Source organism: Pseudoalteromonas sp. SG44-8, from assembly GCF_014164125.1.
In the GTDB taxonomy this organism is placed as follows: Bacteria; Pseudomonadota; Gammaproteobacteria; order Enterobacterales; family Alteromonadaceae; genus Pseudoalteromonas; species Pseudoalteromonas rhizosphaerae.
Window position 1 is genome coordinate 37,985 of the sequence record NZ_JACJEQ010000009.1, and the last position, 26,110, is coordinate 64,094.

Below are 26,110 nucleotides of genomic sequence, written 5' to 3' on the forward strand. Positions count from 1 at the left end.
CTATAGCGGAATAAATTCTTTATCGTCACCAGGGATTTTTGGGAAACGTTGAGTTTGCCAGTCTTGTTTTGCCTGCTCTAAGCGTTCTTTGCTATAAGCAACAAAGTTCCAATGCAAGTATGGGACTTTTTCAAATTTATCGCCACCGAGCAAAATAAAGCGTGCATCACTGGCAAAGTGAATATCAGTATCGAGGTTATCAAGTAGGATAAAATCACCCGCTTGATAATCCTGTTGACCCACGGTAACGCTTCCATAAATAACATATAACGCGGTTTCTTGCTGTGGGTTAGGCGACTTAATTTGACTATTGGCGCTGCCAACCACATCAATATAAAACATGGGGGAGTAGGTTTTAACTGGGGAGCTTAATCCGTAAGCTTCACCAACAATTAAGCGCATCATGATACCTTCATGAATTATGTGTGGTAGTTGCTGTTTTTTTATATGGGTGAATGAAGGCTCAATCTCAGTCATATTTTCTGGTAGCGCAATCCAGCATTGTAAGCCGTCAATATGATGCGGGTTAGCGCGCACTTCAAAGCTTTCTCGTTCTGAGTGAACAATGCCTTTACCTGCCGTCATCCAGTTCACATCGCCTGGGTGGATTTCTAAATTATTACCTAGCGAGTCGCGATGTAAAATGCTGCCGCGAAATAAATAAGTGAGTGTTGATAAGCCTATGTGCGGGTGAGGGCGAACATTGATCCCTTGGCCAACAGGAAAATCGTTTGGTCCCATGTGATCAAAAAAGATAAATGGTCCCACCATTTTTTTATCAAAATTAGGCAGTACGCGCTTTACGTTTAAGCCACCAATATCATGTTCAGTTGGGTTGAGTATTTTAGCCATGTTTTGCTCCTTAAAGGTGACCAAGCAGAGTCACGTTGATTCGATTAATTGAATACATAAGTTATAGCCCTAACAATAGATGATCACTTAATTTCGAGTGTCACTATTGATGCTTGATTAATAATATACTCAGGTTAAAAGAACGAAAATTAGTAAAAATAGGCATTAACATTCTTTTTTAAAGAATTTTAATGGTGTGTTGTATGGCACTAAAAGGAGCTTTATGCGTAGTAAACAGTGCTTACTATTACTTGTTGATGTTTTTAATGCAAAATACCGAAGGTAGGGAAACTAGCGACGACACATTTACGCTCATCAAGCATTGCGATAAGACGCTGAGGGTATTTGCGATTAGCAAAATATAGCAGTTGTTGTGATCACACGACCGACAACACAAAATTAGACAGTAAAAAACGGCCAATTACTTGGCCGTTTTACATCAAGAGTTAGTTAAGTTTTACTGGGCCGTTGATATTATCGATGCTCAAATCACCAGAGCCAGCGTCAATGATGGTGAGACCTTTACTGTCGTTAACACGAATACTGCCTGAGCCATCCTCAATGGTGACTAGGCCATTTACATGTTCAACATAAATATCACCCGATTCATCTTCAATGGTGATGTAACTGCCTAGAGTTTTGGCATTGATGCTGCCAGAGTTATCGTCAATATCTACGCTGCCAGTGATATTAGTAAGGGTTATATCACCCGAATCATCTTCAATAGTCATATTGCCAGCAACGTTACGTGCAGTAATACTGCCAGAGTCATCACTGATCTCTACATTACCAGTAATATTTTGCAGATCGATATCCCCTGAATCATCGTCAATTGTGACGTGATGACCTTGATCAATACGAATGCTCCCTGAGTCGTCATCTATAATGATATTACCTAGTACACCAGCAATATCTATATCGCCAGAGTCATCGTCAATCTCAAGGTTAAATGAGCTTGGCACAGTAATAACTAAATCAATACTGGGTGAATTACCTTGATATACCACTATTCCTGATGAACTATAATTTTTTGCTATAAGTACGGCTTTATCGCCTTTTTGTTCCAGAGTAAGTATGTAAGGGTCATCACTTTTTGCTGTATAAATAGTGGCATCTACGCTGATGTTAGTTGCTGTGGTTGAGCCGATCACTTTAAGTGAACCCGCCTCAGCATTAATACTTAGTTGCTGTAATTGTGACGCTGATATTGAGCGTTGCTGCTGTTGTTGTATATTGGCTGACGAGGTTGAAACATGCACAATACAGCCACTGAGAAACAATAGGCTAGTGGCAATAGGAAGGGCTTTGGCTAGCAAAGAAAGAGGTTTGTTGATCATTATTTATTTTCTCATTGTTAATTATATTTTACGATTTGCTAATTTATAGCAAAAACAAAGCCAAAATTTAATGATTTGTTTTTATTGGTTTTTATTTTTATTATCAGATAAGTATAGCGAATAAGTGGTCAAAAATACCAAATTTAGGGTTGTTCTTAATATTCTTTAGATTGGATCTGGAAGGTACGCTAAGCCACTTCAACACGCGTGAAGTGGCTTAGTTTTTTCTAATTATTACAAATGGTGATTATCGCTAAGTTTGGGGGCGACTGAGAGTAGTAAATAGCAGTACTTGAATAAGATGTATTGCGCACATTGTCTTCAACCACGGTTATTTCATATGTTGCAGTTACAGGGAGTGCAATATTTAGTGTGCTATCTAGATATGTGTTATTACTTTTTTGTAATATCAAAGGCTTGGTTTCATCATACTGAGCCTGAAAACTATTCGACGTTAAAATAGTATCGATCATTTTAAAGCGCAGATTTACGGTGTCGGGTCCAGTAAAATCAGGACAGACGAATACAGAGACTTCTACATCTTGAAAAACCGGTAGGCTTGTTTGATTAATATTAATGATAAAATCATTTTGTGTTATCGCTGCTGAACTATACTCGCTAGTTGCCAGTCTTTCATCTGCTGTAGAAATACTAACAGTTGCGCCCTGTTCAACACTAACTATTGCCTCAAAGAAGCCGCTGCTATTTGTAGTATGCTGCTTACCATTTATCATCAGTATAGCGTTATTGATACCAACTTTAGCTACGTTGGTAATTTGTCCTTTAACTATGCCTGTTAGTAAAGCGGAATCGGTAGCAGAGATCGCAAACTCCATTACAGCTGCATTGCCCTCAGCATCAGTAACAGTAACAGTGACATTATAGCTACCTATAATATCAGGGGTAAATTCAGCGACGCCATCTTTTATGTTTACCAGTGCTGCATTTGACTCATTAGGCTTGGTAAGCCCCCAAGTATAATTAAGATTGGTCTCTTCTGGGTCGTAACTTTGGCTAACATCAAATGTTACTATATTACCAACAAAAGCCTGACGTAATTGTTCGCCTTTAGAAATAATGACTGGCTTTGCATTGTCTCTAACTATGATAGTAATTGTTTGCGTATCGGAGTCCTTATTACCATCATTGGTACGTAACGAAATAACAAAACTTCCTGCACCTGATGCTTTAAAGTAAGGTTTAGCAACGTCTGTGTTAGAAAGCGTAGCACGTCCTAATGGCGATAAAATTTCCCACTGGTAGGTAAGCTCTTTGCCTTCAGGATCTGTGCTTTGTGAGCCATCAAGTTGAATTTCTTCATCGACTAAAATAGGTGCTACATCAGCAATAATCGCTGTTGGTTTTGCATTGGCTTGAGCGTGAAGAACGCTTGTTGCTTGCTCAGAATTAAGCTGTCCGTCTGATACGATTAATGTGATCACATAATCACCTTCAATATCAGCACTGATAGAAGGGGTTGCTGTCGTACCTTGGATTAGCTGCGCTATACTATTCTCAGGTCTGCTTTTTATCTGCCAAAGGTAGCTCAAGGGTTGCCCTTCAGGATCGTTGCATTGTTCGCATTGCAGAGTAATAGTTTCAGCTAAGTTAATGTTTCTCTCAGCTACAAGTTGTGCAATAGGAGCTTGATTTGCTATCTCTACAGTTAAAGTAACTGTGGCGGTATCAGTTTCACCGTATTGATCTTTAACTGTTAGTGAGAGCGTGTACTCACCGAGGTCTAAAGAAGAGAAGCCTGCGGTATGGCTTAAGTTATCAGTGAGTGTCGGGTTGCTATCGGCAGGTTGTGCGGTAATAGTCCACAGATAACTTAGTGTATCACCTTGATCAGGGTCACTGCTTTGCTTGCCATCTAATGTGACTATGCTGCGAGGAGCGACGGTTTTATTTTGTACTTTAATAACCGCTTGAGGAGCTGAATTTTCGTATAAAGACTCACTTTTTATCATTACCTCGTTGCTTGCTGTTTCGCCCAGTGAATTAGTAATGGTTAGCTTTATTGCGTAAGCACCTGTTTTATCTGCAATGAATTTGCTGGTAACGCTATTATTATTTTCTATGATTGCATTGCTGGTAAGAGGCTTTGCCGTAAACTGCCATAAGTATTTATTTATTACACCGTTAGATGTACTACTTAGCGCACCATTTAATGCAACCACATCACCTTGTTTTACTGTTTGAGTAAGTCCTGCATGAGCAATTAATTGCGTTGGCTCGGCTTTAATTTCAATTAATTTTTCAACTGGGGCGCTCGAAAGTTTGCCATCGCTCACAACTAAAATTAGTTTATAACTCTTTGCTTCAGCAAGTGATACTTCAACTTTATTTTCATTATCAACAGCAAGAGCGAGCTCATTTTGTCCGTCTGCAGTGGTTAAGCGCCATTTATAAACTAATGAATCGCCGTCGGGATCGCTGCTTTTTGTACCGCTAAATGTTAGCGCGGTATTTACCCGCATTTCACCGGTTGGTGCACTGATCATGGCAATGGGTTTATTGTTAGTGACTTTATTGGTTGGTTTTTTTTCTGAGTCACCACCTCCTGAGCCACAGGCTGTGAGAGTTAGGATCAAAGCTAGCTGGATTAAAAAACTCCATTTCATATTACTTTCCTTGTTGTTGGTTTTGTTGTGTTTAGTGGTACTGTAAAGCTAAGCCTGTAGTGCTTGCTATTAAATTTAAATGAGGATTATTTCTGGTTTGAATTAGGTTGGTATAAAGTCCATTTTTCATAATATTTATTTCCGTTAAATATTTTATAGTTATGTTAATTTAATTGTTTATAATATGAACCCAAAAGAGGGAAAATAAAAGAATTAAATTCAAATTTTAGAAAAATTTTGGCGCTAAGTTGTTTATGTGTTTATTTAGAGTTGTAGGCCAAGCTAAGTTACTTGGCCTTTATTTTTAATGAGGGATTTTATTCAGGTGCTACATCTAAGGTAGTAAATAATGAATAACGTACGCTATCGATACCTTTTTCAGTTGAACCTTCGCTCACACTTGCTTCAATCAGGTATAGTCCAGGGTGTTGCCATGTGTTAGTGAAAAAGCCGTTTTTATCTGTGGTTACTTTAACTTCGCCACGTTCGTTACGATAACGTGTATCACCTTTTAAGATGGCAAGTTCTATGTTGGCAGCAGGTTTACCGTCTTTTAATAACTGAAAACGCGCCTCTTCACCAACAAATAAATCATTAGGATGAGTCGGGCCGCTGATCTCTAAGCCTTGACCAAGTAGCGCAGGTTTTGAGGTGCCGTTGCGGCTTACAAATGTATCTACCGTTGCAATCGATTTTGTGGTTTTAATATCGGTTGCATCAGCTGGGATATCTTTACTGTCTTTAGGGCCAAATACACGGCCACGTTCGCCTTTGGCATCTTTATAAAAAGTCATTAGTCGTGGTTCTTGGCTCATCGTTATATGATAAGTACCTTCCCCAGCTAGTTTTACCGCCGCTGAATTTTTACGTTGCAGATAATATGCACGAATTTTATCGCTAACTGGTTTGCCATCAGGGCCGATTGCCATAATCAGATTATCATCATATTCCGCGCCTTTTTGTGCTGGACGATATGCTTTATCTGGTGCGAAAATTTCATTCGAAATACTGGCATCGATCATCACATAATGTGCTTTGTCGCCTGAAAGAGATGTGTGCGAAGGCACTAACCAGCGAGCATGTGCATTGGCATAGCTAGATGCTAGGGCAGTGAAAGTAAGTGCGCCGATAAATGCGCTTTTAAGTAAATTGATTTTCATAGTCTTTCCTTATTTAAATTGTTTTAGCAGCTACATTTACTGACTTTTAATGGTGACGAAGCTTTGTGAAAATTCATTGGTGCCATCGATGGTGATCTTGCCGTCTTTATTTAGATCAAGTTCTACACGGGTGTAATCACGGCCACCTTCTTCGCGAACGACTTCTAAATTAAGTAAATACTTGCCTGCAGTTACGGCTTTGCCATCTAGATCTGTGCCATTCCAGTTAATGGTGTAAGTACCTGGGCGCTTTGTTGCACCTGTTACACCATCAAAGTTAGCGTCACTTTTTCCGGCTTTACGCCACCACTGGCGTAAGTCTTTAAACCATTCTGCTTTTTCAACCCATAAGGCAACCGTGGTTACATGCTTACGCTCTGGGGTTTCTAGCCAAACCGCGACATAAGGTCGATGGTAAGGTTGTACGTCTAGATCAGGTAGGGTTAGTTCTATTTCAAGTTCAGCGGCATTCGCATGAGGTTGAAACAAAGCTGCTGTAAATAAAACAACAGCGCTTATTAAGGTATTAAGTTTTAGCATTAAGACACTCCTTTTAGTTGCGGAACCCAGCATAAATAAATGACTGCTGGTGTTGCGACCCCAAGCACTGTTAGCCATATTCCTACTAAGCGTTTTTTTCTATTTTGAAATAAAATAATCATCCCGGTGATAGCAAAAAAAATCATTAACACGGCTGATATATCAATCACCCAGCTCCATGCTTCGCCGCTATGACGGCCTTTATGTAAATCGCCAATTAAGCTTAAAAAGCCGCCAGTTTGATATTCGAGATTCAGTTCGCCACTGATGAAATTAAGTTCTGCGAAGGCAAAACCTGCAGGCAGTGGGTAGTCGAGCATCACGAGTGCATCTTCTTTTTCCCAGTCGATACTTTTTACTTTAGTTAAGCCATATTGGTTGGCTAAGTAAGCTTCTATTTCAGGGTATAAAATGGGTAAGGTTGCTAGGTTTTCTTGGCCCTGCTCAAGTAATGCACTTGGGAGTGATGTGGTTAGTTGCCCATCACTTTTATCGCCTTCTAGCCAATCAACATGATTAAGTACAATCCCACTGACAGAAAATAAAATAAGCAAAAACAGCAGTGCTGTTGATAGATAAATATGCAACGCACGACTGGTACTATATAAAGTTCGTTTATTTATTAACGGCATAAATAATTTAGTAGTTAAGCAATGTTATCTACATGGTAATGATTTGCATTAGTTATCACAACATTATTTACGAAATTTACATTGGTAGGTATTTTGAAGGGCGAGAGAGTAAATAAATCATAACCGCTATTTCGATGCAGGCTACCAGCAGTAAAACCCACCACGGCGGTGCACAAAGCAGCAATACAATAAAGCCAAGTGACATACCAATACCCGCAAACCACTTCGCCTTTACGGGTACTACTTTGTACTTTTGCCAATGGCGTAAGGTTACGCCATAACGAGGATGATTGAGTAACCAAGCAGCGAGTTTTGGGGACGAGCGAGTAAAGCACGCTAATGCCAAAATGAAAAAAATAGTGGTGGGCATCACAGGTAAAACAATACCTATAATTCCCAGCCCAACCAAGGCTAGTCCTAATAGTTGATAGCCAATACTTTTATAAGTGGCTAAAATTACTTTTAAATTCATGAATAGACTTGTGCCTGATAAAGTTGAAAACGGCTAAATGCTTGGCAAGCAACGTTAAACAATATGCTGCTAGTTTACTCAGCATTGTCAGTTAATTGTACTCGATGACGTTATACTCTGCCACGTTCAGCGCCTCAGCTTGCGATTCAACCTGATGCCGCTGTTCTTTTTATATCCTATTATGAGTTGATGGGAATGTAATTGCTTGCAGTCATTGCTTACAGCGTTATGAAGGATGAGTTTATGAGGGGGTAACCTCTTAAGACTAACCCCCCTAATTACAGGCTGACTTTAAAGATTAAAAGTAATAGCCAATATTAATATTAAAGCGACGCTCGGTTTCATTACTATCACCGGCAACAGAGCCACCTACAAATGCTTGATTGCGGGCATGAACTAAATCAAAGTAAGTGAACAAGCCGCCAGCCGCGACGGATACCCCGGTAACATTCATCCAAGTATCGGCAGTGTCATCAGACTTGTTATAGATCGCGCTGTAATCATTATAAAATTGCAGGTTGCTTACTGGACCCCATTCAACCGGTACGCTGTAAGCGACATTAAAGCTACTGGTGGTTGCATCGGTCGCAATAGAGTCATAAAACCCATATGCGCCAACCGCGATACGATTAGTGTCATCGATATTGTAGTCATATTCGCCATGCTGTAGCTGAATATTCCAATTATTGATAACGCTGTTTACATGCAGTGCCCATGCGTTGTAACTTCCTGCGCGGTCTTGGCCGTCATGTAAGCCACCGGCTAAGCCTGATATTCCGACTTCTGTGGTCATGCCTTTGCCGTGTTCAAAGTAATAGGCGTAGCGGCCGGCAAAGGTATTATACTCACCAAGCCCTTTGCTCGGTTCGGCATAAATACCCTCGTCGACGGTGCGACTACCAACAATATCGTACGAATAGCGATGGCTGCGATCTTCAACATAACCATCGACACCACCGAGTTCGTCATTTTTGAAAAAACCTAAATCGAGCTGCCAGTTATCAGCTACTTTACGTTTAAACATCACGCCTAAATCATGATCGTCTTCTAAACCGACGTAGTAGTTGGCACTAAAGAAATAGTTATGGGAGTTATAAGGATCATTACCAAACGGCACTTTTGTGATACCTACTTGCACTTGCCAGTCGTCAGTAAATTGATAGCCTGCCCATGCTGATTTTATTGCGGTCATGTAATCAAAAAAGCGGATCTCTCCGCCGATCAGCACTCCACCAATATCGCCAGAAACATTTAAACGGAAAATATCAAAATCAAAATCGCCACCACGGTTTTTATTGCCGTCATCATATGAGGTGTGACTGTAGTTAGTACGAATTGCACCACCAAATTTAACTCCGGATAGGGCTGTTTCGGTATTATCTTGAGTTTGCTTTGCGATGGTCTTGGTCTGTTCTTCAAGCTGTTGATTAACTTTAGCTTGTTTTGCTTTTTCAGCCGCAAGCTGCTGTTGCAGTTGCTGCATCTGTTGTTGGAGTTGAGAAAGTTGAGCTTGCATAGCATCAATGTCTGAAGCATATGAGGCGCTGCTTGTTGCGCCTAGCATAGTCGCGAAAGCTAACTTTGATAGTTTAAGCATGATAAATCGCTATTCTTGATATAGGTCTGTATAGAATAGACTAATTGTACCTTTAACCCAAGTTAACTAACCATGTGTTCTAGGGTAATCATTTGTTTAATATGATTTTATAAACTATTTATTCGGTGGGTTTGCCTTCAGCGGCGCGGGTCAGCACACCAACTTCTAATAAAGGAGCTGCATCTATACTTTGAGCATCCATCATAGTAGCAATACGCTGCATTGATGATAGTAGCTGGCTTTGTTCCCACTCGTCTAAGGCTGAGAACTTTTCAATAAAGTGTTCTTGTAACGGTTGTGGTGCTGCTTGCAGAATCGTTTGACCATTTGCAGTGAGGTAAAGACTCACTCGACGTTTGTCTAATTGGCTGCGAACACGCGTCACTAAATCGCGGTTTTCTAAGCGATCCAAAATATTAGTTACAGTTGCAGGACTCAGGTTTACATTTTGGGCAATGCGACTGGCTGTAATACCATCAGTTTGTGCTACTTCAGTCATAATTAATAGCTGCGGACCGGTGAGGCCGGAGATTTTATTTAACTGCTTAGAATGGAGGTCGATCGCGCGGATCACTTTACGTAAAGAAACCAATAATTCGTCATATTTTTTCATTTTTATCTCATTCGCAGATGGTTTACGGTCAAGGCGCTCGCGCAATCAATAAATATTACACATCTAATAAATAGAGTTCAAATAGATAAGGTCGATTTATACTGTATTATTGGCTTTACACAAAGCTGTAGCTGTTTTTTATTTGTTTTGAGTTGAAATTAAATTTAGTTCATTTACATATTATTTAATTAAACGTTTTTGGTGCTGAGCTTACCTATAAGTCATGACAGAGTGAAAAATTGTAAATTTGACATAAAAACTCACTAAATAATATTTACTAATTGGTTGGGGATTGGGTAAGGTGAGATAGGTTTTTCATTTTTATGGGACGTATAATGAAGTTATCTCCATCTGTAAGCATCGAACAAACTGACACTGGTTTAGAATATATCAATGTTGCAAGCGAGCTTTGTAGCGCTAAAATTTTTCTACAAGGTGCACAACTCACTGAATTCACGCCAAGTGGCAAAAAGCCATTAATTTGGGTATCAAGCGAAGAAGATTACCAAGAAGGTAAAAGTATACGTGGTGGCATTCCTATTTGTTGGCCATGGTTTGGTGTCAATCCAAATCCTGAGTGGCCAATTCACGGTGTAGCACGTACGAGCTTATGGCGAGCAGATGAAGTTGCAGAGCAAGACGATGAAATTCGAGTTAGCTTAACCTTGCCAATGGCACAAGTTGATGAAACCTACTGGCCACACAAATCAAAGCTAAAGGTTGAATTTATACTAACTAATCAGCTTGAAGTGCGTTTAACAACCACTAATTTAAGTAACCAAACTATTACTTTCACGCAAGCGCTGCACACTTATTTTCCAACCCCTGCTATTGAAGAAACTCAAGTGGATGGGCTGCAAGGTTCCAAATATATTGAGTTTAGCGAAGGCCCGTTTGATCAAGATGGACTGGTTGGTTTTGCTCGTGAAACAGATATGGTTTATACCCAAGCCGCAACTATCCAGCGTATTATTACTCCGGATGGAATTATTGAAGTCGGCCGTGAAAACTCCAGCTCTTGTGTGCTGTGGAACCCGTGGATTGATAAGTCTAAGCGTTTATCTAATTTTGCTGATGATGAATACCATACAATGTTGTGCCTTGAAGCGGCAAATGTAATGGATGATAGTGCGATTGTAGCGCCAGGCGAAAGTCATACCTTAGCGACGACCATTCGCTGGGTGTAATATAGGGCCGCAACTTTGCTATAAATCAAAGCCAACGTATCAAATCGTTGGCTTGTTAAGGAAAAAAAGTGTTCGAAAACCACCAACTGGACGTCTTACCCCGACATCAACAAATAGTATATAAGCCACTGGCAGATAAAGCGTTGCTGCACGCTCAGCTTAACTGGCTGCTGTTTTATCTACCATTAACTGCAATATTAGGCGCTGTTTGCTTTTTTAATCAGGAGTTTGCAGCACTGGCACAAACGAGCTTACTGATTGGTTTACCAATTATTTTAGTTTTATCGCTAGCTTATAACGTTGTCAGTATGCGACTTAAAGGAATTGCTATGCGTGAGCATGATATAGCTTATCGCAAAGGCGTTATTTGGCAGCAGGTGACGATTTTACCTTTCTCACGAGTGCAGCACACAGAAATACATCGTGGCCCTTTGGAGCGAAAACTGGGCTTGGCTAGCTTGCGTTTGTACAGTGCTGGCGGAATGAGCGCCGATCTCAACATTAGTGGCTTAAGTCATGATGATTGTAAAAATATCCGTCAGTATATTCAAAAGTACACTGAAGCAAGACAAGTATCTAACAATACCAGCAATCAAGCCGGTGATAGTGTATTAGCTACTGATGAGTCGTTAAATGGATAATTTGAAATGGCAGCGTGTTTCGTCTTGGTCACTGGTTTATTTTATCGTGCATTTTGCTTTCCGATTTGTCAAAGACGGTGTATTTAACTTACTACCTATTATGGTTGTGTTTGTTACGCAAGTTGAAAATAAGTGGTTTTGGGGGCAAGTTGCATTAGCGGTAGCGATTATTAGCTTGTTAATTTATTCATTTTTTTACTATATTAATTTTCGCTTTTGCATTACTGATGAGCATGAAATATTACTCAATAAAGGGGTGTTTAAAAAAGAGCGTTTAACCTTGAACTTTTTGCGAGTGCAGAATGTTAATATTGCCGAACCGTTTTATTTTAAGCCTCTGGGTTTGGTTAACTGTATTTTTGATGCCGCTGGCAGCACTAGCCAAGAGGCTGTATTACCCGGGGTTACATCGCTATATGCAGAGCAAATGCGCGAGCGAGTATTGGCTTATAAAGAAACCCAACAACAAACTGCAGCTAAGCAGCAACCTGAAGATACATATACCAACGAACCACAACAATGTTTGGTGCTGAGCAATAAAGAAGTTGCAAAATTTGGCTTGATGTCGAATATGGCTATTTTGGCATTAGCAGCGCTTGCGCCTTTTATGAATGTTGTGCTGGAGTTTTTAGAAAAAGCGGTGATTAATCGACTAGAATCATTCTATCAGCAAGAAGTGGGCGTGTTGGTTGATGCTGCAGCACTCGCTGTGTTTTCAATACTTGTGCTTGTTGTGTTGGTTGCCGTTTTATTATCGGTATTAATGTCATTAATCCGCTTTTATAATTTTCAGCTTTACTTTCAGGCCGGAAAATTTAAACGCATTGCTGGATTATTAGAGCGTCATCAGTTGTCGGTGAGTCTTGATAAAGTACAATCGCTGCTGATTAAGCAAAACCTAATTGCACGACTACTTAAACGTTATACCGTGCAGTGCTTGCAAGCAACCAGCGGCGGCTTTAGCGCGGGCGCAAAGAGCAAACAAAGCTTAGTGATGCCAGTGCTTTCACTTGAGCAAGTAAAACAAGTTTGTCAGTGGGTACATCCTTGGCTTAATTTAACCAGTGATGATTTTAAAGCACTCAACTTTAAAGGTGTCGAAAAAGCGTTACTGATCAAAAATCTATGCTTTTATGCTTTGTTACCGAGCGCTTTAATTGCATTTATGGGCTATGCAGGACAAGGTTACAGCCCTGTATATGGCCTGCTTTGTGCTGTATTACTAAGTTCCTTGGTGTACTTATCATATCGACGATACGGTTATTATTTTTATCAATATCAAGGGCGATATTACGCAGTGTTTCGCAGTGGCATGATAAGTGTGCATTATCGAATGTTTGAACTATATAAAGCGCAAAGCACGCGCGCAGTAAGCACTTATTTTATGCGAAAAAGTGGTTTGAAGAGCTTGTCTATACAACTCGCTGCGGGCACAGCGACTATGCCTTATATCAAAGCAGAGCAAGCCGATGAAATTATCGACTTTATTCTTTGCCAAGCCGAATCGGATCAACGAAGTTGGATGTAATTCACCGCTTTCAAGTTCTTAGGATGGTATTTTATTAGGCTATAAAGCGTAATAGCGGTAACTCACGTTTTCTTACATTTTTATGCTCTCTTTTTAGACTAAGTTATGACAATAATGGGTTTAAAATAAGAGATCAGGGAACATGATGAAAAAAACGTTACTCGCTACTTCGTTATTATTAGCCACACATACACAGGCCGCCGTGCAATGGCAAACAATTCATACCGAACACTTTAATGTTCATTACAGTCAAGAAAATGCAGATTGGGCACGCTCTGCGGCCAATGAATTAGAAATCGTCCGCAGCAAAGTGCTTGAGCAACAAAACCGTGCTTTAGATGAAGCGGTTGATGTGGTGGTGTTTGATCCACTCAATGCCGCTAATGGTTTTGCATTACCGGTTTCAAATAAGCCATTGATGGCGCTTTTTACTACACCACCGCAGTCAGATACAGTGATCTCAAATAATAGTGGTTGGCAGCAATTACTGGTACTGCACGAATATATTCATCTAGTGCATTTAGCACAACCTACCCGCAGTAAATGGCGTCAAGAGCTCAGGAATATTTGGGATTTATACGATATAACACACAGCGAGATGCCTCGCTGGGTGGCAGAGGGTTACGCAACATTACTTGAATCGAAAATGACGGGGCGTGGTCGGTTATTTGATAACTACAGCGAGGCGATTTTAATCGAATTTGCTCAGCAAGGTGCATTGCCCCGCTATGATCAGTTGAATAGTACAGATGGTGGCTTTATGGCTGGCTCTATGGCGTATTTAATGGGCGCCCGATTTTTAGCTTGGCTAGAGAAAAACTATTCAGAGCAAACCCTTGATGCTGTTTGGACGCGTATGCAAGGGGTTAAGCAACGCGAATTTGATGACGCATTCGAAGGGGTCTTTGGTGACTCTGCGAGTAAGTTGTATCGACGTTTTATTGCTGAGTATACCTATCAAGCAATGAGTAAAGAAAGAAGTGAACAGTCACTTACTAGTGAGCTTTGGTTGGCGTTAGATCACTATGCTAGTGGTCCTGCTTTATCACCAAATAGCGAGCAACTTGCAGTGGTGGAGCGTGATCAAGACGGCAAGACTCAGTTAAAACTCTACAGTACTGAGGATAACCTCAAAGCTGCAGAAGAGTTTAACCAAGAGCAACAAGAGCTACTCGCTGATGATCCTAAAGATGTTGCTGATGAACCACCCAAGGTGTTTCAACGTAAGCAAAAGCAAGTCTTGAATCAAATCAACCGTGCGGGTATTCAAAACCCACAATGGCTAAATGACGACGTGTTGTATTTTTCAGCCTACAGCAACGTAGATAATATTGATAATCAGCGTATATCAGATATATTTAGCTGGGATACGCAAACCGGTGAAGTTACCAAACTAACTGATTTAGCTGGCCTGCGGCGCTTTAGTATTGCAGATAATGGGCAAACACTTTATGGAGAACAGGTTAAAGGAGGTTACTCAGAGTTAGTGCGAGTTGATTTACAAACCGGTCAAGCTCAACCATTATTCGAAAAAAGTCTAGCAACGGTTTACGATTATCCTGTAGTTAGCCCCAATCAACAGCAACTCGCCTTTCTTAAAACTGAGTTTAATCATAATTGGCAGTTGTATATACAAGATATTGATGGACAAAAATCAATTGCTGTACCAATGCCTAAGGGATATCAATACTTATCACAACCAAGTTGGAGTGCGGATGGCAAGCAGCTTTATTTTGTTGCAGGATTAGCTCAGGCAACGGATATCTATCGTTATGATTTAACTACACAACGTTTGTTCAAGCTGACTCAAGGTCAACAAGCGGTTGCTAATCCACTCGCATTATCTGACGGGGATTTACTGTATTTTTCAATCAGTAGTGATGGCCCTGACATTATGCAGCTACAGGTAAATAATAACGAAGAAGAAATCACCGATTTTGCAACTAACAGTATTGCGCCTTTGTTGCTTGTGAATGAGCACACCTTGCCAAAAGCTCAAGTATATCAACAACCCATTGGTGAGCAAACGCACTACGATATTTGGCAGCAAAAAGCCACTTTTGCGTTAGGTGAACAATATCATTCAGCCTCTGCGGCATTATTTTCAGCGAGTATTAAAGGCAGCGATTTACTCAAGCAATTAGATTGGCAGCTGGGCTACAGTGTTGATTTACATGACACTGCACTGCAAGGCATTTATGCCCAAGCACGTTACAGTGCGCTTGCAATCAAGTTTGACAGCCAGTTATTTTCTTATGATTTGAATGCTAGCAAGCAATATCAGCATGGCCTGTTGGCTGATCAGTCAGTGCAAGGCGGCTATATTGCTGCCAGCCTGCCACTGAGCTTTGGAGAGTTTAAAGTACAGCCAGAACTGGCTTATAACTACTCAGAGATAGATGATGCAAATATCAAGCAAGAGCAGAGTTCACAGTGGCTTAGAGTCGGCTTGAAGCAATCTTGGAGCTATGACAGACAAGATTATGCCATTGGCCAAGCGATTGATGCGCGTTGGTATAGTGGCGATAGCGACACGCAGAATTGGCAGGGCTATGATGTTGCTGCGCAGCTATTTGGTAAAGCGCTGGCAATCCCTATGTATGCTAATTATAGCCAGCAATATAGAGATGATAGTGAGTTGCGATTAGGTGGTTTTAGCTCTTCGTTGTTATCAAAAAATATTCGCAGTGACTTTGTTTTTGCACCTGAACTGCCCTTTTACAGCGCTATTGGCAAACGCTATCAAGGTTATGGTGGAGGTATTAGCTGGGCAGAAGGCATGCCATGGTTGTACTATCAACAGCATCAGATTGACCAACAGGTATACGGGCAAAGCTATGGTGTGAAATGGCAAGGCCCCTTTAGTTTTGGCTTAGGCCCTGCAGGCCTCAATGATGTGAAGCTTGATTTTGGCCTAGTCAGAGTCGAAGGCGACAGCTTTGATGATGAGCTTAGAGGCTGGCTCGGGTTTTATTATTCGTTGTAAACGCTTACGCCTTGAGTCTTTTCACTCAAGGCGGTTATTGGTGACTTCTTATAGCGGCAAGCTTTGCGGCATAAATACTACGTTGTTGATGATCTCTTTCGAGATCCATAGCTTGTTTAAGTAATTTATGAGCGTCATTTAAATTACCTTGCTGATAGCGGATTTTTGCAAGAGCTACATAGGGATCAGCCAAATAAGGTGCCTTGTTTATTGCTTCATCTATGTGTTTTTTAGCGCTCATTAAGCGTCCACTCAATGCTTCTGTTTCACCAAGAGCAATTAATTCATAAGGATCTTTTTCTTGAGCACCTAACAATGAATTAATTTGTTCAACTAACATTTCATTGCCAATATCTTCTGCGAGTACTTTGTAATTGCTTAGTAAGTTTAAACTTTGTAATTGCTGATCAAGCGCTGTTTGGTAAATTAATTGACTGGTTGTTTTATCGTTAATTCGACGATGTAATATAGCCGCAAGATTGAATAACTCAGCATCATTTGGGGCGTACTGATTAGCCTTAATTAACAAGCTATACACTTGATTATAATCATTTTCCAGTAAAGCATCAGCCGCTAAATTACTATAATATTTGGCAATGAGATCCTCATAACTAGCACTGCCAACATAAAAACTTCCTCGCGAAGGAAAATAGTCAATAAGTACTCCTGGTCGAATAAAAGTAATTTGATCTTCATCTTCAGTGAAAGGGCTATATAACTTAGTACGAAAATGGTTAGCAATAAATACCAGATTGCCTTCTTTGGCGTAAACAGGCTGGCTTGTCATTTCTTGAAAACCAGTTTCCAGATCAATTAAGTTTGCATAGGCTTGGGTTAATATTGCCAGACTTATACAGTTACCATGAGATAACTCGAGGGTTTGCTCTGCTGTGAGGGTATCGCCATGATAGCTAAAATTACTAAAGCTGCGTTCAATGTAGTTATAAAGAATAATATCGTCAGTTAAACCTTCTTGGCGTTGATTCTCGACATAAGATAGAAAGATCTTAGCTTCATCGTTGGGCAGTTGAAAAATAACTTGTTCTGAAGGGACTTGCTGTAACTCAAAGAGAGTGTGATTTAGTAAACTAGTTAGTGTTGGCGCAACCGTACTCTGCTGTTCTGTGCTTTTACAAGCTGTTAATAAACATATTAATAATAAAGAAAAGTAAAGTTTCATAGTCACCTCAGCGTTTAGATAAAGGTACGCTGAGGTAAAAATTTAATCAAGTATTAAATGCTGTCGCTGTTCGCCTTTGCTCGCGATTTCTTTGTGATTGTTTTTTACGATTACGGCGGCTAAGCCACAAGTAAAAACCAGTGCCTGCAAGCCATACTGGGCTTAGGCCAATCACGCACCATAAGATTTTACTGAGTAAACCAGCAAAATAACCAAAGTGTAATTTTCTAAAGCTATCAATTACTTGCCAACCAATGCCGACTTCGCGAATATCCCAGTTAGCTATATGTTCACCGGTTTGTTTATCATAAGTAACGGTGTTAGCGTATTCGCTTGCCAGTGGATTATTGTTATCAACTTCACCAAATAGCGTAATGTTTTCGTCAGGCTCCAGTGGCATAACTAAAAAAGTACCATTAAATGTCGGGATTTGTTTTTTGCTGTCATCTAGAATGGCTTGAAAGTTAATAGTATCGCTATGTAAGTTTTTAGTGAGTATAAAATGCTGTTCTTCTGCGTGTTCGACTACTTCGTGATACCACACAGCCCAATTAAAGTAGCCGCCAGTGATCGCCAAAATTAAAATAATGGGTGAGCCAAGTACCCCTGTCATTTTATGAATATCGCTTAGTACAATTTGCAGCGTCGCCTTGAAGCGTACTGAAAATAAACGTTGCCAAAATTTACGATAAATTATTAAGCCTGTAACGCCGAGGATAAATAGAAAGATTGCAAAAAAGAACCCAAGGACGGTGCCTGTTTGACCTGGTAGAGTTTTTAAATCGTTTAGCAAAAATGTGTAATGCAGTTCTAAAAACCAATCTGTGAAGTAGTGACTGGTGCTAACTGGCTGCGAGAGTATTTCGCCAGAATATTGATTGATATGAAATTTATACCAAGTGTCGGTACCGCGTTCGATTAAATAAACCCGATCAGCAGTATCATCATTAAATATTTCCCAACTACCTACTATATAGCTAGGAAATTCATGCTCAGCAACCGCTATTAATTTATCAATGGGTTTGCGTTCTGCGTGACTATCAACGACAAAGTGACTATCTGGCATGAGTAAGCCATCAATTTCACTTTTAAACACTAATACGCTGCCAGTAATACTGATCACAATAAGTGGAACTAAAGCACAAAGCGCAATCCAACTGTGTATTTTAAAAAGTGTTTTTCTCATAAGGCAAAGAGCTATCAAAATTAATTTGTTGCATGATAACAATTATCAATGTTATTTCAATTCTATGCGATGAGATGTTTACTTGCTAACTGCAAAGTGTCAGTCGAAAAACGGAAACTGTAAGGTTAACTTGCCGCATTAGCAATGAGTTTATTTTGTACAAATGGTTGCTTGTTTTTATAGGACCTTTACAATGCCGCGCCTTACATAAAGCATATAAAAACAGTAATTTACACTGATTTATTGTTTTGTTTATAAGTTGCTAACTTATTAATCAACTACTAACGAGCGAGGTCTACTTTGGCGCATTACCTGCCTATTTTATCATCATTTATTTTAGTGTTTAGCTTTTTACCGTTACTCAATAAAATTCGTAAAAATCGCAGTGTATCGGGTTTATCATTACTAATGATGGCCTTTGGTGTTGCCCAAAGTGTCTACTTTATTACATATAACTTGTACTTTGAGCGCTTTTATATGGTGCTGCCTTTTGTGGTGACTGGATGCTTAAGTGGCTTAATTTTGTATTATTTTGCCCGTTATAATGCAAAGACAAGAGAGCGAATTCAATTAACTGCCATGCTAGGCTTTTCGTTCTTACCATTTTTATTGTTGCTTAATCCACAGTTAGAAACTGCACAGGTACTCACATGGCTTACTTTTGTGGGTTTGATCATGAGCTCTGTACGAGTGATGCCGCAAACCTATAAAACGCTGCGCAGTGGTGATATTAGCAACCTAAGTGCACGTTATTTTAGTTTACAGTTTATAGCGGGTGTGTGTGGTTTATTTGCAGAATTAGCGATGGCGGCACCAAGTACTTCGCATGTTTTAACGTTTGTGATGATCTTACTGACTAATGCCGCGCAACTTGGTTGTATTCAATATTATAAAATGCGCCCTGTCGCAGCTTAATATTAGCTAGATAAATTTAATACTCTTTTAGCTCAATTTGTGGCAAGTTATTAGAAACTTAGCCTGATAAATTGAGCAAAAATGCAACTCACAATCCATCAAATAGACGCTTTCACTAACGAGCTGTTTAAAGGTAACTATGCCGCAGTTATTGATTTAGATAATTGGCTTGATAATGAGCTAATGCTAAAAATTGGCGCAGAAAATAACGTCTCCGAAACCGCGTTTACTTGTCGTCAAACTGACGGTAGTTTTGCTATCCGTTGGTTTTCGCCGTTAATGGAAATCGATTTTTGCGGGCATGCTACACTCGCTGCGGCATTTGTGTTGTGCGAACAGCACAATTTATCGCAAGTTCGTTTTCAAGCTGCTGCAGTCGGTGAGTTAGTTATTAATAAAAATAGCGATGGCAGCTTTGCCATGACTTTTCCAAAACAAGCTCCTTTTGTTACAACAGAAATACCCTCTGAGCTATTTGCTGGCTTGTCTATACAACCAGTTAAGGTGTTGAAAAACAAACAAGCTTACTTTGCGATTTATGAAAGTGAGCAGGATATATTAAACCTTAAAACAGATTCAAACTTGCTAAAAACACTAGCTCCACTTGATGTGGTTGCAACCGCACCAAGCGCAAAATACGACTTTATTTCACGTTATTTTTGGCCTGCTAATGGCGGTGATGAAGATTACGTTACCGGCTCAATTCATACCGGTCTTGCGCCTTATTGGGCGCAGCAATTAGTTAAAAAAACCTTAAGTGCTTATCAAGCCTCTAGTCGTGGCGGCCATATGCAATGCGAAGTCAGTGAACATAGTGTTACTCTCACAGGATACGCAGTGCGGTATATGCAAGGCACAATTTATTTGTAAGTTTTTAACAGCTATTTTGCGGTAGTTTAATGGTGATTTGCGCGCCATGTGCTGTGTTAGCTAACTGCAATTGGCCGTTGTGCTTTTGCACGATATCATTACACAAGGCAAGGCCTAAGCCGTTGCCTTGTTTTTTGGTGGTGTATAAAGGTTGCATGGCATTATCAATATTGGCAAAACCAGGACCGTTATCAGTCAGCTGTAATATTTGCATGTCGCTTTGTGCAAAACAGCGCAATGTAATGCAAGCTTGCTCTGCGCAGGCTTCATAGCTGTTTTTAAATACATTAATTAATAATTGTTCTATCAGTAGTTTATCGGCAAAAAAGGATGGGGAACCTGCGAAGTTAAGTTGAACGCTTTGTTCTTTGGCGTTGAGTATTGCGAGCGCTTGTAAATCAAAGGTTTGCGGTTTTGCGCTCGGTAAACGACTTAACTCTGAATAGGCTTTAATAAAAAGCAGCAGTGACTCACTGCGCGATTTAATCCGTGTTAGCACTTGTCTCGTTTGTATTTCGTCTAATTCATCTGCCGCCATTAGTGTATCTGTCATTGAGGCCATGGGCGTCAGTGAGTTGTTTAATTCATGCGATAAAATACGAATTAGATCAGCTTGAGATTGGCGCTTTGCATCTTGTAACTGATGGCCTATATAGCTGGCGGTAATAAGTGTTTGTTTAGCATCGCTCAGAGCAATGCGTTGTATTTGCCAATCCTGGTTTAATTTTGCATGGCTGCATTGGTTATTATCAAGGCTAAAACCACATTCTGTAAAAGTCATTCCTCGTAGTAATGGCGTTTTCAGCTGAGCATACATTGGGTGGTTAAAAAATATCAGTTGGCTTTGCTCGTTAAATACTGCAATAGGGTGTGGCCAATGCTGAAATAACCCATCAATTAAGTGCTCAGACTGCGGTTGTTGTGTTGTAAATAATGTTTCTATTTGTGCGCCGAGTATTGCCCATGGGGAGCTTGGATCACTGTAGCCTAAGCTAAGGTTACTTTGCCCTTGCTGTTTTGCATCAATATAAGCTTGTAATTGTGCCACGGGTGAAAAATGACTATGGAATAACCGATAGGCGCAAACAATCAATGCATAACTTAAGCAAACCCCTAAAGTGACGGTGAGTAGAGTGTCTTGGCTTAGTTGGTACACTAAAGCAGCAGTAGGAATAAGAATTGCGGCAAATATGGCGCTTAAAATGGCAATCATCTTGGCTTTATGGCTCATTTTAAAATGATTCATCCAAACCCTCTAATTGATATTTTTCCATACGCCGATAAAGCGCATTACGAGAAATACCTAAGCTTTTAGCTGCCGCTGTGATCTGCTGATTATGTTGTTGTAGTACTTCGACTATGCGTTGTTTTTCTAGCTCCTCTAAAGTCAGCGCAGGGATAGATTGACTTTGTGTTGTTTGATAGTCGAGCATGATATGATTTATTTCAATTGCTTCACCGTTACAGATCAGCACCGCACGTTCGATTACATGACTTAATTCTCGAATATTGCCAGGCCAAGGGTGGTTTTTTAGCAACTCGCGAGCACTGGCGGATAATGGCAATATGGGCTTGTTGTACTTAGCCGCAAACTGATTGATAAAATGTTCGCACAGCGCAGAGATATCGTCTTTACGTTCGCGTAGCGCAGGCAGACGAATGACAAAGGTATTTAAGCGATAATATAAATCTTGGCGAAATTGGCCGTTTGTAATTGCGCTGGCTAAGTCTTGATTGGTAGCTGCGATTAGTCGCACGTTTATATTTTCGCTGGCGTTTGCGCCAAGCGGAGTGAACTCACCAGTTTCTAAAACCTGTAATAATTTAGGCTGTAAATGAAACGGTAAAGTGCCGATTTCATCCATAAACAAGGTGCCATTTTTAGCACGGCTAAATGCGCCTAAGCGGTCTTGCTTGGCATCGGTAAAAGCCCCTTTATGATGACCGAATAGTTCACTTTCAAATAACGACTCTGCTAATGCCCCCATATTGAGACTTATCAGCGGCGCTTCGCAGCGGCCACTGAGCAGATGAATTCGCTTTGCTAATTGCGATTTCCCGGTACCGTTTTCACCTAAAATTAATAAATTCGCATCGGTCGGCGCCAGTTGCTTGATGAGTGTCTCGAGAGACTGCATCGCGCTGGATTGAGCAATCCAACTAGTGTCCACAGGCTTTACCGTTACGGACTTAATATGATTAGCAATTTGGCTTAGCAATTTTTCTTTACGCCATGGTTTTTCAATGAAATCTTTTGCGCCATTTTGTAAGCCAGTGACTGCCAGCTCAATGTTAGCCCAAGCGGTCATTAAAATGACGGGAATATTTAATGGGTTAATTTGTGCAAGTAACGCGAGCCCTTCTTTTCCTGAGGTGGTATCACGAGTAAAGTTCATATCCAATAACACCAGTGCAGGCGTTAATCGGCTAAGCAATTGCATGCATTGCACCGGTCCATCAGCTTCAACCACGCGATAACCGGCTTGCTCTAACAGTAATGTGAGTGCAAAGCGGATATCGTCATCGTCATCCACAACCAAAATAGTGGGTTGGTTCATAATGGTCGTATTGGCAGCGTTTGCTGCCAACTCCTTAAATTTATTGCTCTCTAAGCGCACGCATAGGGTCAGCATTTATAATACGCCATACTACCAAAACAATGGCAATAAAGACGATAGCAATCAATAAACTAGTAAATATTGTAAGTGCCTGCCAGGAAAATGCCGGCAACAAAGGTATTTGCAATTGCAATAGTAAGTAAATACCACATGCAAGTGTAATCGCAATGACAAGTGCGCTCAGCAGTAAACCATTAAAGCTTTTAATGGTGCGTTTCATCAGATTACTACGACTTGCTCCTGTTGCCATACGGATGGCAAGCTCAAAGCGTTTTAGTTCTGTAAAGCTCATTGCCATACCATTACTGCCCACCGCGGCTAACAATAGCGTTAATACCGATAATGCACTGATAAAGTAAAACTGTACGCGAGCTGGCATTGTTTGCTCATCCCAGCGTTCAGTCAGTGTACGAGCTTTAACTTCGTTGACTTGTGGATGAGCACTTTTAATTGCTTGAATAATGGCATTCTTATCAAACTCTTGCCCTTCTGGCAGTTGCATCACCAAGTTTATTGTTGAGGTGTTGCTCTTGTCAGTATAAAGCATCGCTGGGTAGCCTTGGTTTTTAGCCATGATAGTATAGGTATCGGCAACCACTCCAATGATACGTCGGCTAGCAATATTTTTTCCTACCACAGATTCAAGCGAACCGTCAGTCGAGATTTGTTTGGCAAAGGTCTCGTTAATAAGTGCCACATCATCTAAATCTTGGTATTGTGCTTGGCTAATATTTTGCCCAGCTAGTAATGTTAAACCAAAGCTATCCACATAATCAGCCGCTATGTTTATATTCATAAAGGTGAACCTTTTTTGGGTTTCATCATCCTGATTCATGCTAATTGTGGTATTAAAATTAAACGGTTCACCTTGGCTTTGTAATATGGTTATATTTGGTTGAATCTTTTGAACAGCCAGACTTAATTGGCGCTTTATATCGAGGGTGCCCAAAAAGCGTTGCTTCGCTTTTTGCTCGCTATCTTGGTCATTATCTAGCGCTACTTTTTGTGCTTCCAACTCGGCATTCGTTAAAAGAGCTTTTTCGTTATTGTGTAGGTTTACCTGAGCAACAAGTGTATTACCAGGGGTGAAACCTAAATCGACATTTAAGCTGTTATAAGCCGCATTTGCTAGCATAGCGGTACCTGTTAATATCACGGCGGCAGAGCTTAATTGTGCAATAAACAGTATGCGACTAAGCATGGTTATTTTCCCTGCATTAATGCCTTTATTGCCGTTATTTAAATTGCTAATCAGCTGCGTTTGATCAAATTGCTGGGTTGATAGAAACGCAAAAAACAAGTTGATAGTTAAAACGGCCACTAGTGCAACCAATATAGTTACGGCGTCAATTTTTACCAGTTCGAGCATCTCTATATTACCGCCACTGATTATGGGTAATATGCGGATCAACCACGCAGCACCTAATAAACCTAACACTGCGGCAAGTAAAAAGGTGCTGAGATTTTCTAAGAAACTCATCACCAGTAGCTTGTTGCGGGTGGCACCCATGCATAGGTGAGTTGCAAATTCTTGTTCACGCTGCTGATAGTGAGCAATAAATAAATTGAGTAGGTTTAGGCTTGCCATTATGAGTAGAATGGTGACAGCGGCGAGTAAAAACCAGATCATAGTTTGTTGCTCAGCCATTAAACTATCTCGATAGAGAACCGCAGTACTTTCTGGATTCATGCTTTCAAACATTTGCTTCATCGGGCCAAGTTGTTCACTTTCTTGTTGGTAATATTGCAGCCAGAAATCTTCGATGTCGCTTGTTGTAATTGCTTGCTGAGTTTTTCTAAACAGAGGTTGCAGGCTGCCATCAATCGTCATTTGTGTTGGCTTTGAAACTTGCTCTGCTAAATTGTAGTAAAGCCATATTTGCTGGGCGTACTTTTCGTCAGTTTCCGATAAAAAAGATGAAAAATCAGTAACAACGCCACGAACTTGCAGTGATTGGCCTTCAAGTTGTAAGGTTTGACCGATTACATTAGCATTATTTTGAAATGCACTGCGCCATAAACTTTGAGAAATCCACACTGCATTTTGGCTATTTTCTTGACTTGGTCGTTCGCCAACTAATAACTCGCCGCCGACTACCGTCATAAAGTTATCACTGGCATCAAAGCGCGATACAGGATAAGCAACCTCATCCACTTTTATAGCACTTTCATCTGCTTGAAAGCCTGCAAATTTGCCATACTGTTTATATTGTTCAGCTAACAGTGCAAGGCGTTTAGTGGTAAATATTGATACTCGCATATCGTCTGAGACAGCCATAGTCCGGTTAATTGTATAGAGACTTTGTTCGTCTTTAATATCGGGTAGCGGTTTAAAAATTAGGTTGCTACTCATTGCGACCACAACCAACACGGCTGCCAGCGTAAAGCTGAGTGTAATTAAAATGGGCAAAGATAGGCGCGGCAAAGTAAATAGCCTCAAAACGCCATGGCGCAGAGCGCGAAGGTAAAAACTCATGCTACCGCTTCCTTATGTTCAACAAGTACTTTGCCGTCAAATAAGCGAATTTGACGCTGCGCCATTTGGCTATACCGTTCGTCATGGGTCACCATGACGACAGTGGCACCTTGTTTGTTCAGCTCTAGCAAGAGTCGCATTACAGCATCGCCATTTTGGCTATCTAGATTACCAGTTGGTTCATCCACAAGTAGTAAGTCGGGGTTGCCAACTAGCGCGCGAGCAATCGCAACGCGCTGTTGCTGTCCGCCAGAGAGTTGGCTTGGTTTATGATGTAAACGGGCGCTCATGTTAACTGCCGCTAGTTGTTGCTCTACGGCGGCCTTAATATCTTTACTTGGCGTACCTCGGTGCTCCAGCGGCAAAGCCACGTTTTCAAATACGGTTAGGCTATCAATCAAGTTAAATGACTGAAATACATAGCCAATATGCTTATTCCTAACACTTGAGCGTTGATCAACATTGAGGTTGTGAGTGTCAATATTCGCCAGTTGATAGTCGCCATCGGTTGGCGTATCCAGCAATCCTAAAATACTCAGTAAGGTTGATTTTCCGCAGCCAGATGAGCCAGATATAGCGATAAACTCGCCTTTGTTTATTGTTAAAGAAACATCCTGTAGCGCATGAGTTTTAACTTGGCCTTTGCTATACACTTTATTGATGTTGTTAATGGTAACGAGTGCTGTCATGGTGTTT

General features: G+C 40.6%; 21 protein-coding genes. 6 read left to right on the top strand and 15 right to left on the bottom strand.

Translation table 11 applies throughout. The features are described from left to right. From H5163_RS09490 to H5163_RS09530, 9 genes are all read right to left on the bottom strand, one after another. On the bottom strand, nucleotides 1-852 hold the full coding sequence (locus H5163_RS09490; RefSeq protein WP_145240193.1) for a pirin family protein: 852 nt from the start codon (nucleotides 850-852) through the stop codon (nucleotides 1-3). Between the two features lie 446 nt (nucleotides 853-1,298). Then, nucleotides 1,299-2,189, bottom strand: coding sequence for a DUF4097 family beta strand repeat-containing protein (locus H5163_RS09495; protein ID WP_145240195.1), 891 nt, complete (start codon nucleotides 2,187-2,189; stop codon nucleotides 1,299-1,301). 227 nt (nucleotides 2,190-2,416) lie between these two features. Then, on the bottom strand, nucleotides 2,417-4,813 hold the full coding sequence (locus H5163_RS09500) for a PKD domain-containing protein (protein WP_182735002.1): 2,397 nt from the start codon (nucleotides 4,811-4,813) through the stop codon (nucleotides 2,417-2,419). A gap of 317 nt (nucleotides 4,814-5,130) precedes the next feature. Further along, the gene (locus H5163_RS09505; protein WP_182717530.1) at nucleotides 5,131-5,973 is read right to left on the bottom strand and encodes a DUF4198 domain-containing protein; all 843 of its coding nucleotides are present in this window, start codon (nucleotides 5,971-5,973) and stop codon (nucleotides 5,131-5,133) included. 36 nt (nucleotides 5,974-6,009) lie between these two features. Further along, on the bottom strand, nucleotides 6,010-6,513 hold the full coding sequence (locus H5163_RS09510; RefSeq protein ID WP_182735003.1) for a DUF2271 domain-containing protein: 504 nt from the start codon (nucleotides 6,511-6,513) through the stop codon (nucleotides 6,010-6,012). Next, the gene (locus tag H5163_RS09515; RefSeq protein WP_145240203.1) at nucleotides 6,513-7,145 is read right to left on the bottom strand and encodes a PepSY-associated TM helix domain-containing protein; all 633 of its coding nucleotides are present in this window, start codon (nucleotides 7,143-7,145) and stop codon (nucleotides 6,513-6,515) included. The genes H5163_RS09510 and H5163_RS09515 overlap by 1 nt, the downstream gene beginning before the upstream one ends. Before the next feature lie 76 nt (nucleotides 7,146-7,221). Continuing rightward, entirely contained in the window at nucleotides 7,222-7,617 is a 396-nt protein-coding gene (locus H5163_RS09520) for a YbaN family protein (protein ID WP_145240205.1), read from the bottom strand. Nucleotides 7,618-7,915: 298 nt separating this feature from the next. Then, nucleotides 7,916-9,214, bottom strand: coding sequence for a porin (locus H5163_RS09525; RefSeq protein WP_145240207.1), 1,299 nt, complete (start codon nucleotides 9,212-9,214; stop codon nucleotides 7,916-7,918). Nucleotides 9,215-9,332: 118 nt separating this feature from the next. Continuing rightward, nucleotides 9,333-9,827, bottom strand: coding sequence for a MarR family winged helix-turn-helix transcriptional regulator (locus H5163_RS09530; protein ID WP_145240209.1), 495 nt, complete (start codon nucleotides 9,825-9,827; stop codon nucleotides 9,333-9,335). 335 nt (nucleotides 9,828-10,162) lie between these two features. On the opposite strand from H5163_RS09530, the gene H5163_RS09535 reads away from it, so the two are divergent. The 4 genes from H5163_RS09535 (at nucleotide 10,163) to H5163_RS09550 (ending at nucleotide 16,169) form a co-directional block, all read left to right on the top strand. Beyond that, nucleotides 10,163-11,014 (top strand): D-hexose-6-phosphate mutarotase, encoded by an 852-nt coding sequence (locus tag H5163_RS09535; protein WP_145240211.1) that lies wholly within the window; start codon nucleotides 10,163-10,165, stop codon nucleotides 11,012-11,014. Between the two features lie 68 nt (nucleotides 11,015-11,082). Next, nucleotides 11,083-11,655, top strand: a complete 573-nt coding sequence (locus H5163_RS09540) for a PH domain-containing protein (protein WP_182735004.1) — start codon at nucleotides 11,083-11,085, stop codon at nucleotides 11,653-11,655. Continuing rightward, entirely contained in the window at nucleotides 11,648-13,183 is a 1,536-nt protein-coding gene (locus H5163_RS09545; protein WP_182735005.1) for a PH domain-containing protein, read from the top strand. The genes H5163_RS09540 and H5163_RS09545 overlap by 8 nt, the downstream gene beginning before the upstream one ends. Before the next feature lie 145 nt (nucleotides 13,184-13,328). Further along, on the top strand, nucleotides 13,329-16,169 hold the full coding sequence (locus H5163_RS09550; RefSeq protein ID WP_182735041.1) for a PD40 domain-containing protein: 2,841 nt from the start codon (nucleotides 13,329-13,331) through the stop codon (nucleotides 16,167-16,169). Nucleotides 16,170-16,203: 34 nt separating this feature from the next. On the opposite strand, the gene H5163_RS09555 is transcribed toward H5163_RS09550, so the two are convergent. After that, nucleotides 16,204-17,349, bottom strand: coding sequence for a lipopolysaccharide assembly protein LapB (locus tag H5163_RS09555; RefSeq protein ID WP_182735006.1), 1,146 nt, complete (start codon nucleotides 17,347-17,349; stop codon nucleotides 16,204-16,206). Nucleotides 17,350-17,395: 46 nt separating this feature from the next. Next, nucleotides 17,396-18,535: a PepSY domain-containing protein gene (locus H5163_RS09560; protein ID WP_182735007.1), complete on the bottom strand. Its 1,140-nt coding sequence runs from the start codon at nucleotides 18,533-18,535 to the stop codon at nucleotides 17,396-17,398. Between the two features lie 300 nt (nucleotides 18,536-18,835). Between H5163_RS09560 and H5163_RS09565 the strand changes: the two genes are divergently transcribed. Together H5163_RS09565 and H5163_RS09570 are read left to right on the top strand one after the other, a co-directional pair. Beyond that, on the top strand, nucleotides 18,836-19,450 hold the full coding sequence (locus H5163_RS09565; protein ID WP_145240221.1) for a PQ-loop repeat-containing protein: 615 nt from the start codon (nucleotides 18,836-18,838) through the stop codon (nucleotides 19,448-19,450). Nucleotides 19,451-19,531: 81 nt separating this feature from the next. Beyond that, a complete protein-coding gene (locus H5163_RS09570) occupies nucleotides 19,532-20,320 on the top strand; it encodes a PhzF family phenazine biosynthesis protein (RefSeq protein WP_182735008.1) in 789 nt (262 codons plus the stop codon). 4 nt (nucleotides 20,321-20,324) lie between these two features. On the opposite strand, the gene H5163_RS09575 is transcribed toward H5163_RS09570, so the two are convergent. Genes H5163_RS09575 through H5163_RS09590 form a run of 4 tightly spaced genes read right to left on the bottom strand, consistent with a single transcriptional unit; the run spans nucleotide 20,325 to nucleotide 26,103 of the window. Further along, complete coding sequence (locus tag H5163_RS09575) at nucleotides 20,325-21,566, bottom strand: PAS domain-containing sensor histidine kinase (RefSeq protein WP_182735009.1); 1,242 nt, start codon at nucleotides 21,564-21,566, stop codon at nucleotides 20,325-20,327. Beyond that, nucleotides 21,553-22,953 (bottom strand): sigma-54 dependent transcriptional regulator, encoded by a 1,401-nt coding sequence (locus H5163_RS09580; protein WP_259399800.1) that lies wholly within the window; start codon nucleotides 22,951-22,953, stop codon nucleotides 21,553-21,555. The genes H5163_RS09575 and H5163_RS09580 overlap by 14 nt, the downstream gene beginning before the upstream one ends. Beyond that, nucleotides 22,919-25,414 carry an ABC transporter permease gene (locus H5163_RS09585; RefSeq protein ID WP_182735010.1) on the bottom strand — a complete coding sequence of 832 codons (2,496 nt, stop codon included), beginning with the start codon at nucleotides 25,412-25,414 and terminating at the stop codon, nucleotides 22,919-22,921. Before H5163_RS09585 ends, H5163_RS09580 begins: the two co-directional genes overlap by 35 nt. Beyond that, on the bottom strand, nucleotides 25,411-26,103 hold the full coding sequence (locus H5163_RS09590) for an ABC transporter ATP-binding protein (RefSeq protein ID WP_182735011.1): 693 nt from the start codon (nucleotides 26,101-26,103) through the stop codon (nucleotides 25,411-25,413). The genes H5163_RS09585 and H5163_RS09590 overlap by 4 nt, the downstream gene beginning before the upstream one ends. Nucleotides 26,104-26,110: the final 7 nt, after the last annotated feature.